Origin of the sequence: Moraxella sp. (assembly GCF_024227015.1) — a bacterium.
In the GTDB taxonomy this organism is placed as follows: Bacteria; Pseudomonadota; Gammaproteobacteria; order Pseudomonadales; family Moraxellaceae; genus Moraxella.
In genome coordinates, this window is the sequence record NZ_JAAELD010000259.1 from 1 (window position 1) to 4494 (window position 4494).

General features: G+C 47.2%; 5 protein-coding genes. 2 read left to right on the top strand and 3 right to left on the bottom strand.

Annotated elements, in window-relative coordinates; genetic code table 11:
* Positions 1 to 528 precede the first annotated feature (528 nt).
* Together ccoG and GY683_RS06045 are read left to right on the top strand one after the other, a co-directional pair.
* Positions 529 to 1884, top strand: coding sequence for a cytochrome c oxidase accessory protein CcoG (gene ccoG / locus GY683_RS06040; RefSeq protein ID WP_297287888.1), 1356 nt, complete (start codon positions 529 to 531; stop codon positions 1882 to 1884).
* A 152-nt stretch (positions 1885 to 2036) separates the two neighbouring features.
* The gene (locus GY683_RS06045) at positions 2037 to 2642 is read left to right on the top strand and encodes a FixH family protein (protein ID WP_297287884.1); all 606 of its coding nucleotides are present in this window, start codon (positions 2037 to 2039) and stop codon (positions 2640 to 2642) included.
* Between the two features lie 89 nt (positions 2643 to 2731).
* On the opposite strand, the gene GY683_RS06050 is transcribed toward GY683_RS06045, so the two are convergent.
* The 3 genes from GY683_RS06050 to GY683_RS06060 form a co-directional block, all read right to left on the bottom strand.
* Entirely contained in the window at positions 2732 to 3724 is a 993-nt protein-coding gene (locus GY683_RS06050; RefSeq protein WP_297287885.1) for a LysR family transcriptional regulator, read from the bottom strand.
* Between the two features lie 37 nt (positions 3725 to 3761).
* A complete protein-coding gene (locus tag GY683_RS06055; protein WP_297287886.1) occupies positions 3762 to 4118 on the bottom strand; it encodes a hypothetical protein in 357 nt (118 codons plus the stop codon).
* Positions 4119 to 4139: 21 nt separating this feature from the next.
* A partial coding sequence (locus GY683_RS06060) for a L,D-transpeptidase (RefSeq protein ID WP_297287887.1) occupies positions 4140 to 4494 on the bottom strand: 355 nt, incomplete at its 5' end.

The window sequence follows — 4494 nt, forward strand, 5'->3', positions numbered from 1 at the left end:
AAATATTATAAAGAAATTATTACACTCTCAGGCGAGTTATTTTGACAGTCGTGCTTATGACTTACAGAATGTCTTTGTTTCCGAATTATCTCTAGGATGATTAAAGTCTATACTTGCTATTTTGATAAACAAGATGATTTACCATACCACTCCCTACAAATTTTTAAAAAATATAAATGCCATTTGTATTATTGGATCTGAATATTATTCCAAAAATTCACAAGCTTAATCGTATTTCGCATAATTGAGAAAGATTGTTGATAATTACAAAATAGTCATGCAGAATCTGGGGAAAGTGCTAAAATATCCCCATAAAAATAGTGTATTTTATTATTTGTTATTTTTTAATGTTGATAAAGCCAGCCGCCATGCTTATTAGACGGCAAGCGTATTAAGGTGTCTATCATGTCAGAGAATTCTACCCCCAATCCCACACCTGACCCCAAAGGTGATACACCCACCCCACCCGTAAAAAAACCAAAAAAACAGCGTCCACCACCAGAAAAGATCATTCCACATTCCAAAGACATGGATGCCACCAAGCACCGTGTTCACCCCAGATTCGTCAAGGGCAAATATCAAAACATTCGTGTGTTTACGATGTATGCGATCTTCTTGGCATTCTTGGTTGCGCCGTGGATTCGCTGGAATGGTCGTCAGGCGATCTTGCTTGATGTGATCGAACCGAAGTTTTATATCTTTGGTGCGACCTTTATGCCGCAGGATTTTTATTTCTTTGCGTTTGTATTCATCATCGCAGCGATGACGCTGTTCATGGTGACCGTCTATGCTGGTCGTGTGTGGTGTGGCTATGCCTGCCCACAGACCATCTACGTGCATCTGTATCAGCACGTTGAGAAGTGGATCATCGGTGATCGTAACAAGCGCATGAAGTTCGACAAGCAGCCTTGGGGCGCTGAGAAGATCATCAAGACGTTGGCTGTGCACGCTGTTTGGGGCGTAATCTCAGCAGTGACGGCACTGACCTTCATCTCTTTTATCGTCGGTACAGACTATCTGTTCTTCAATGGTTCGACTCCATTCTTTATGGGTTGGGGTAAGATGACGTGGGTATTCTTCCTTATCATCACCTTCGTCACTCAGACTAATGGCGGCTACATGCGTGAGCACATGTGTGTGCATCTATGCCCTTATGGTCGCTTCCAGAGTGTGATGTTCGATAAGGACACCCTACTCGTATCTTATGACTATGAGCGTGGCGAACCACGTGGCGCACGCAAGAAAGACACCCACCCTGAAGGCTATGGCGACTGTGTGGACTGCAGCATGTGTGTGCAAGTCTGCCCAACAGGTATTGATATCCGTGACGGTCTGCAGGTCGAGTGTATCCAGTGCGCGGCGTGCATCGATGCGTGTAATGAGATCATGGATAAAGTTGGCTATCCACGCGGTCTGATTCGTTACACCACCGAACGCCAAATGATCGAAAAAGAAAAAACCAAGATCATCAGCCCACGTATTTTCGCTTACATCTTCGTATTGGGCGCTGCCATCACTGCTGCGACACTGGTCGCGACAGGTAGAGCGCCACTAGAGATGGAGATTCGTCATGATCGTAAACAGCTAAGCACAGTCAAGAACGGTCAAGTCGAGAACAGCTACGTCCTAAAAATCGTCAATAAGACCGACGAACGTCAAGTCTACAAGGTAAGACTTGAGCCTGTCGAAGGCATGACGCTGCGTTCACGCTTCAAGCAGCTGCCACTACAAGCGAACGAACCATACGACCTGCCTGTCAGCATCATCGGCGATGCTAAAGTCATCAAGGCGGGCAACACACCTGTTACCATCACCTTATATACCGAAGATGGTAAATATAGTGCCAGCGCTCAAGATATCTTCATCTACGAGCCAAAGAAATAAGATGACATATGAACCAAAATTCCCAAAGCCTGCTTTGGGAATTTTTTTGTGCATGCATTCAGCTTGCCTGAATATTTTGGGCACTCCCGCCCTTTAGCCCCATCCCAAAATATGCTAGAATACTGGTCAAATTTATCATACGGCCTGATCTCATGACCCACACTCAAAAAGAACCTTGGTACAAGAACCCCTTCATGACCATCTTCGTCATCGGTCTGCCTGCGCTCGTGGTGGTAGTGTGCATTTTCTTTATCATCTATGCCATTCGAGTTCAGGACAGCACTGTGCGTGATGATTGGTACATGGATGGCAAGACACTCTACCAAGATGCCACACGTGACCAGTTGGCGCATGACCTAGGCGTCTCTGGCATCATGCGCTTCGATGGCGATAATGTCAGCTTTGAGCTACGTTATCCCAACGACACCCTGTCATCGGGTAAACTACGCGATGGTACGCCATTAGAATACCCAGAGATGCTCGCTGTTAGCATCTCGCACGCTACCGACAGCACTAAGGATAAAGATATCAGCATTCGCCACGTCGGTGAGAATCGCTATACAGGCAAAGTCACGCTGGATGAAACCCCCGCCAAATACTACCTACAAGTAAGCAACGACGGCATTCATGACTGGCGTCTCGTTCATGTTCAAAAGCTACCAGCGAAGAATGTCGCTTTCTCACCGCTTGATAGCTTTGATGAAGAACGTCAAGTTCTGCCCGATCAGCGCGATCTACGCCCTGCTCAGAATCAATAATTCTGTTAGGATTGCGCTGGCATTACACCATTAATAAGTCAAGAATAAACCGCCCAAATGGATGATTTGGGCGGTTTATTATTAAGTGATTATGCGCTGCTTTTGATGAGTTTGGCGGATTGTAGAGCCGCTTCTTCTTCAGCGATGACTTGGCGCGCGACGTGCAGAATCAGCTGTCTTAGCCAGCGGTGTGCAGGGTGATGTTGCAGTAGCGGCGACCACGCCATCGTCAGCTCAAATTCAGGAATGAAGAACGGCGGCTCTTTCACCACAATCTGCGGATTGTTATGCGCCTGTAGCTTGGCGACACGCGTGGGTAAAGTAGCAATCAAATCCTTATTCGCAGCGAGCATCGCAGGCATCTGATAATGACGGGTGAATACGCTGATTTGGCGTTTTTGACCCAGTCGCTGCAGCGCTTGGTCGATCGAACCTAGACCGCCGGACTTCTCAGGATTCACCCCAAAGCCCACACCCATACCGGTCTTAGACACCCAGACGTGCTGAGCCTTAAGATAATTCTTGAGATTAAATCGACCCACATATGGGCTGTCCGCTGACAGTAGGCAGCTAAACGTATCGCGCCACACCAGCACTTGATGGAAGCTTTGGGGAATTTCGTTAAAGCGGTTAATCGCTAAGTCCACACGCCCCTGCTCCATGTCACGATAAGAGACATCCGACGGTGTCAAAAAGTCCAAAATCACGTTCGGTGCTTCGCTACGCAGTGCCTTGACCAGCCTTGGCACCAAGGTCGCCTCAGCGTAATCACTCGTCATGATGCGAAACACGCGCGAAGTGCTATAAGGACGAAACTCGGTACGCGGCTCTAATAGCGTACTGACATCCGAGAGTATCTCTCTGATGCGTGGCTGTAGCTCGCCTGCACGCTCAGTTGGGGTCATGCCTTCTGATGAGCGCACCAACAGAGGATCGTTAAACAAAGAGCGCAATCGACGCAAAATATTACTCATCGCAGGCTGTGTAATGCCAAGCTGCTCAGCGGCACGCGTTACGTTCTTCTCACGCAGCAACACATCCAAATACACCAATAAATTTAAATCAACTTTTTGTAAATTCACGCTTTACCCTTTTATTATTCTGACTGATGGCAGTCAATTATTGTAGATACATTGTTTGGCTTTTGGCGATCTGGATAACGCCATCGATCTGCTTGTAGTCATTGATGCGCTCAACCAGATCTTCAGCGCTGATCTTAATCGCCAGCATACTGCCTAAATTCTTGTACTCATACAATATCTCATCTGCATGATGGCCGATGGCTTGCATGAGAATGTCTTTTTTGTCTTTATCATATGATATGATGTACACGCCCGTCTGCTTAGCAGGTATAGACATCAGCCCCGTGTTAGTCGTCTGCTTAGCATTTGGCAAGCTTGTACAAGCTGTTAGCAGCGCCAACATCGACACTAATAGCCCCTTAGCAATGCCCGATGATTTTAATATCAAACTCATCAGTCCACCACCCCATCCCATTCATACAATATTTACCGCCGTACCGACATCCACCACATCATAAAGCCACACTATATCCTCATTACGCATGCGTACGCAACCATGCGACATAGGCTTGCCCATCGGCTCAGTGTCAGGCGTGCCATGGATATAGATGTAACGCGAAAAAGTATCGCAGACGCCATCGGCATTCTTACCCTTATTCACGCCATCCTCACAGCCATCAAGCCACAGAATTCTGCTCAATATCCAGTCACGGTCTGGGTGCGCACAACCCAATTCCTCATGATAAATCTCGCCTGTGAATACTCGACCGACGAACACGGCATTCATGGGATATTCACCCCCGATCTTTTGGGCGATGGTGTGTCTGCCC